The sequence below is a fragment of the Corallococcus sp. AB045 genome, assembly GCF_003668895.1.
Lineage (GTDB): Bacteria > Myxococcota > Myxococcia > Myxococcales > Myxococcaceae > Corallococcus > Corallococcus coralloides.
In genome coordinates, this window is record NZ_RAWN01000343.1 from 1 (window position 1) to 5463 (window position 5463).

At 70.0% G+C, this 5463-nt stretch carries 7 protein-coding genes; 2 read left to right on the forward strand and 5 right to left on the reverse strand.

Features of this window, described 5'->3' with window-relative positions; translation table 11 throughout:
* Positions 1 to 213: 213 nt before the first annotated feature.
* Entirely contained in the window at positions 214 to 1548 is a 1335-nt protein-coding gene (egtB, locus tag D7Y21_RS40000; protein ID WP_120564642.1) for an ergothioneine biosynthesis protein EgtB, read from the forward strand.
* A 7-nt stretch (positions 1549 to 1555) separates the two neighbouring features.
* Entirely contained in the window at positions 1556 to 2578 is a 1023-nt protein-coding gene (gene egtD, locus D7Y21_RS40005) for an L-histidine N(alpha)-methyltransferase (RefSeq protein ID WP_121718505.1), read from the forward strand.
* 92 nt (positions 2579 to 2670) lie between these two features.
* Here egtD and D7Y21_RS40010 read toward each other — a convergent pair whose 3' ends face one another.
* The 5 genes from D7Y21_RS40010 to D7Y21_RS40030 form a co-directional block, all read right to left on the reverse strand.
* Positions 2671 to 2862 carry a hypothetical protein gene (locus D7Y21_RS40010; protein WP_014400841.1) on the reverse strand — a complete coding sequence of 64 codons (192 nt, stop codon included), beginning with the start codon at positions 2860 to 2862 and terminating at the stop codon, positions 2671 to 2673.
* A 264-nt stretch (positions 2863 to 3126) separates the two neighbouring features.
* Positions 3127 to 3576, reverse strand: coding sequence for a CoA-binding protein (locus tag D7Y21_RS40015; protein ID WP_121718506.1), 450 nt, complete (start codon positions 3574 to 3576; stop codon positions 3127 to 3129).
* A gap of 51 nt (positions 3577 to 3627) precedes the next feature.
* Positions 3628 to 4188 carry a hypothetical protein gene (locus D7Y21_RS40020; protein WP_120564644.1) on the reverse strand — a complete coding sequence of 187 codons (561 nt, stop codon included), beginning with the start codon at positions 4186 to 4188 and terminating at the stop codon, positions 3628 to 3630.
* 2 nt (positions 4189 to 4190) lie between these two features.
* Positions 4191 to 4637, reverse strand: a complete 447-nt coding sequence (gene bacM, locus D7Y21_RS40025) for a bactofilin BacM (protein WP_014400844.1) — start codon at positions 4635 to 4637, stop codon at positions 4191 to 4193.
* A gap of 3 nt (positions 4638 to 4640) precedes the next feature.
* Positions 4641 to 5463: ParB/RepB/Spo0J family partition protein (locus D7Y21_RS40030; RefSeq protein ID WP_121718507.1), on the reverse strand; the 823-nt coding region annotated here is incomplete at its 5' end.

Here is a 5463-nt window from a genome sequence, read left to right on the forward strand (position 1 = left end):
CGGGAGCAGGGCCGCCATCCAAGAGTATCTTTTGGACAGAAACGACCTCTCCGGTCCAGAATTCTCCGACAGGCGCCCGCAAGCTCGTTAGGACCGCGGATCACAGCGGAGGGGAAGCAGGCTCGCAAACGTGTGCTCCCTCACGGGTCTGTCCCACCAGGGGGGCCCGGGGGGTTAGCGGGGCCCGGAGCCCCTTCCTACCTTGGGCCGACCATGTCGCTGAGGAGCCAGGAACAGGGGAGTGCCCGCGTCCGCCAGGCCGTGTCGTGGAAGGCCCGGGCGTGGCGGGAGCTGGAGGCGGGGCGTGAGCGCATCCAGGCGATGCTCGCGCCGCTGCCGGAGGCGGAGTTGATGCGGCAGCACTCGCCGCTCATGTCCCCGTTGGTCTGGGACGTGGCCCACGTGGCCAACTACGAGGAGCAGTGGCTGTTGCGCGCGCTGGGGGCTCCGGCCTTCACGGATCCGGCGTTCGACGCCATCTACGACGCCTTCCGCCACCCGCGGAACACGCGCTCCACGCTGCCCCTGCTGGAGCCGGAGGCCGCCTGGGCCTACGCCACCCGCGTGCGCGAGGCGGTGGCCGCGCACCTGGAGACGCTGCCCGAGGACAGCGTGGATCCGCTGCTCCACGGTGGCTTCGCCTTCGGCATGGTGGCGCAGCATGCGCAACAGCACGCGGAGACGCTGGCCGCCACGCTGCAGCTGATGACGCATGTGGAGTACCACCCGGTGGAGGCCCTGCGTCCCCAGCCCGGCGCGGTGCCGCAGCACGAGGTCTTCATCCCCGGCGGCCCGGTGCGCCTGGGCAGCGACGACCCGTGGGCCTACGACAACGAGCGCCCCCGGCACGTCGTGGAGCTGGCGCCCTTCCTCCTGGACGCGCACCCCGTCACCACGGGGGACTTCCTCGTGTTCGTGGAGTCCGGCGGCTACGAGGATCCGCGCTGGTGGGATCCCAAGGGCTTCGCGTGGATCCAGGCGGAGAAGATCCGCCATCCACTCTTCTGGAGTTCGCAGGGCAACCACGTCTGGCTGCGCCGCCGCTTCGGCACGGTGGAGCCGCTGCCCAAGGACGAACCCGTGCAGCACGTGTCCTGGTACGAGGCGGACGCGTACGCGAGATGGGCCGGCAAGCGCCTGCCCACCGAAGCCGAGTGGGAGAAGGCCGCGCAGGGCAGTGACGGCGTCCCGCGCGCGCACCCCTGGGGGGACACCGAGCCCACGGACGCGCACGCCAACCTGGGCGGGACGCGCTGGGGGCCGTCGCCCGTGGGCAGCCACCCTTCGGGCCGTAGCGCGGACGGCGTCTGGGGCTTGCTGGGCGACGTCTGGGAATGGACCGCCAGCGACTTCCAACCGTACGCGGGCTTCCGGGCCTTTCCGTACCGCGAGTACTCGGAGGTCTTTTTCGGAGACACGTCCAAGGTGCTGCGCGGCGGTGCCTGGGCGAGCGCGCCGGTGGCGGTGCGCAACAGCTTCCGCAACTGGGACTTCCCCATCCGCCGGCAGATCTTCGCCGGCTTCCGCTGTGCACGCGACGTGAAGTGAGGGCCACATGAGGATGAGGACGGAGCAGGGCGAGGCACGCGGCGCGGAGGGCTACTCGGCGCCGGGCGTGAAGGTGGACGTGCACGTGCAGCCCGGGGACGCGCGGCGTGCGCTGCGCGCGGAGGTGCTGGACGGGCTCTGCCACGGGCCCAAGGAGCTGAGCCCCAAGTGGCTCTACGACGAGCGCGGCAGCCAGCTCTTCGACGACATCACCCGCCTGCCGGAGTACTACCCCACGCGCCGCGAGCGCGAGATTCTGCGCGCCCACGCGGACGACGTGGCCCGGCTGAGCGGCGCGGACACGCTGGTGGAGCTGGGCAGCGGCACCAGTGAGAAGACGCGCCTCTTGCTGGACGCCATGGACGCGGCCGGACAGCTCAAGCGCTTCGTGCCCTTCGACGTGAGCGAGGCCTTCCTGCGCAAGGCCGCGGAGGGCCTGGCGCGCGAGTACCCGCGCATCGCCGTGCACGCGGTGGTGGGCGACTTCGAGCAGCACCTGGGCCGCATCCCGGGCGGCGGCCGGCGGCTCATCGCCTTCCTGGGCGGCACCATCGGCAACCTGAAGCCCGCGCAGCGCGCGCTGTTCCTTCGCGAGCTGGCGTCCGGGCTGAAGCCCGGGGACGGGCTGCTGCTGGGCACGGACCTGATCAAGGACCGCGAGCGCCTGTTCGCCGCCTACAATGACAGCGCGGGCGTGACGGCGGACTTCAACCGCAACGTGCTGCGCGTGCTCAACCGCGAGCTGAACGCGGACTTCGACCCGGAGGCCTTCGAGCACCTGGCCCCGTTCGATGAAACGAACAAGTGGATCGAGATGCGCCTCATCTCACGCAGGGCCCAGTCCGTGTGGCTGAAGGACCTGGAGCGGCGCGTGGAGTTCGCGCAAGGCGAATGTCTGCGCACGGAGGTGAGCTGCAAGTTCTGTCGCGAGCAGGTGCAGGCGGAGCTTGGCGACGCGGGCCTCGACCTGGCCGCGTGGTGGACGGACGCGGACGGAGACTTCGCGCTGTCGCTGGCGATGAAGCGCTGAGCAGCAGGGCCGCTCTTGCTGAGGGCCGCCCGGCGCTGCTCTTCGCGGCGCCGGGTCAGGGCCCGGATCCAGACGGTGACGACGGGCGCGGCCTAGCGGCGGCGCGGAGGATCGCGACGCACGGGCACCGGCACCGGAGCCGGCTGCTGCTGCGGGCGGGTCCACGCGGCCCAGAGCGCGGCGGCCGCGGTGATGACCAGTCCCCCCGCCGCTGCTAGCTGCTCACCCAGGGGCCCGATCTCCACAGCGGCCAGGGGGAGGGGAAGCATCTCGGTGAGCGTCATGCGCGGACTCCTTACGAGGGGCACAGCGTGAAGACCCGGGCCGCGCGGGCGCTCGACACAGGTCGGGAAGCTAAGGTTAGGAAGTCGGAAGGCTTTCGGGAAGTCCCGGGGACTCCAGCTGACAGGACGTGGACGGAATTGCACCCCGGGCCGGGCCCGAAGTCCATCCCCTGCCAGTCGCAGCCACCCGAAACATCACGCTCCTCACGTAATGAGGACACCCGGGCCGCGCAGGACGTTCCCGGGTTCCCCTCCGGCTGGCGCTTATCGGGCGTCCGGGTGGCGCTTCTTCCACTCCACCTTCATGCAGTGGTCCTGCACCACGCGGATGCCCGCGCGCGCCAGCCGCTCGGCCGCGGCGTCGTTGCGGATGCCCAGCTGGAACCACACCGCGTGCGGCTTCTTCTCCAGCATCCCGTCCACGTGCGCGTTGATGTCGTCCGGCCGCAGGAACACCTGCACCACGTCCACCTCCCCGGGCACGTCCTTCACCGACGCGGAGATGGGCTCGCCCAGGATGCTCCCCTGCTCGCCGTGCGTGGGCACGGGCAGCACGGTGAAGCCGTGGTCCTGGAGGAACTTCGGGATGGCGTGCGCGGGCTTGTCCGCCTGCGCTTCCGGCCGGATGCCCAGCACGGCGATGCGCTTCGTGCGCGCGAGCAGCTCGCCAATGCCGTCCGCGTCGTCGATGAGGTTCTTGCGCCAGTCGTCCATGGGGTCTCCGCGCTCCTTCATAAGGAGGCCGCGACCCTCACGCAGGGACTGTCAGCGGGGCGCGGCCTGGACCTGGATGGTACGGCAGGCTTCGGTGGCCAGGCGGACTTCCTCGGCGGTGGCGCCGGGGAGGCTGGCGCAGAGGAACAGGTCGTCCCCCACGCGCCGGGCGCCGAAGAACGCGGGTGCCTCCGGGCCCACTCCGCCATCCGACAGGGACGGGGCCATGGTCACGCGCAAGAGGGCGAAGGAGGGGGTGTCCTCCTCCTGGTCCAGCGACAGCGTGAACTGCTTCATCTGCTGACGGACGTTGTCCGCCAGCGTCTCCGAGGAGGGCATCTGCTCACCCTGCCCCGGCTTCAAATCCACTCGCAGCACCGGGCGGCCGGGAGGGCCCGCCTGGAAGCTGCCGTCGGTGGCCACCTGCGCGGACCAACCCGGCGGCAGCGGCACCTTCACGCCCGAGCGCAGCCCCGCGTCCTCCGCATGGATGTCGTCGACCGGCGTCTTCTTCTGGCAGCCCTCGCAGCCGCCGAACAGGACGCCGAGCGAGACGACCCCGAGGCCGATGAGCCCCGGGACCTTCCGCGCGTTGGACGCGAACACGCGCACCGTTACTTCTTCTCTCCGGGCGGGGGCGGGTTTCCGCCGCCCTTGCCGATGTTCTCCATCTTGAGGGAGCCCTCGAAGATGACGCCGCGGTCCATGGAGAGCGACGGCGTCTCCAGGTTGCCCTTCACGCGGCCCGGCTGCTTCAGCTCGATGAGCTGCGTGGCGCGCACGTTGCCTTCCACGGTGCCGTTGATGATGACGGTGCCGGCCTGGATCTCCGCCTGCACGCGGGCGCCGTCGCCAATGACGAGCACGTCCTTGGTGACAATCTGCCCGTTGAACTTGCCGTCGATTCGAACCTGACCTTCGAAGGTGAGCTTCCCCTCGAACTCGCTTCCCTTACCCAGAAGCGTGTGAACCTCACCCGGACGCGTCGACACGAAATCCTCCTCCCGTTTGAACAGGGGCTTGCTGGGTGCTTCGTCTTTCTTCCCGCCAAGGAGCGCCACGCCCTACTCCTTCCTCAGAAGCTTCAACAACCTGTCCAGGTCATCGTAGGAGAAGAAGTCGACTTCCAGGGTGCCTTTTCCCGGGCTTTTCTCCGACAGACGGACCTTTGTTCCCAACCGACGCTGCAGCTCCTCGGTGAGCGCCTTCACCTGCGGGCTCACCTTGGGCGCCGGCTTGCCTGCATCCTTGCCGCCCTTCGCGGACTTGCCCTGCTGGACCAGCCGCTCCGTGTCGCGCACGGACAGCTTCTTCTCCGTCACCTGCTTCGCCAGGTTCTGGAGCTCCGGCAGCCGGGGCACGCCGAGCAGCGCGCGAGCGTGGCCCATGCTGAGCGACCCGTCCGCCACCATGGCCTTCACGTCCGGGGGCAGGGACAGGAGGCGCAGCGCGTTCGCGACGGTGGAGCGCTCCTTGCCGACCTTCTGGGCCACCTGCTCCTGCGTGAGCTTGAACTCCTCCACCAGGCGCCGGTAGCCGTCCGCCTCTTCAATGGGGTTCAGGTCCGCGCGCTGGAGGTTCTCCACCAGGGCGAGCTCGAAGGACTCGGCCTCCGTGACCTCGCGGATGATGGCGGGGATTTCCTTGAGGCCCGCAGCCTGGGATGCGCGCCAGCGGCGCTCGCCCGCGATGATGAGGTAGCCCTCGCCGCCCTTGTTCGGGTTCTTCCGGACGAGGATGGGCTGGAGCAGGCCCTGCGCCTTGATGGACTCGGTGAGCTCGTGGAGCTTCGTCTCGTCGAAGTGGCGGCGGGGCTGGAGCGGGTCGCGGTGGATGGACTCGATGGCCAGCTTGAGCACGCCGGGCTTCGGCGGCGGGGCGGCGGGC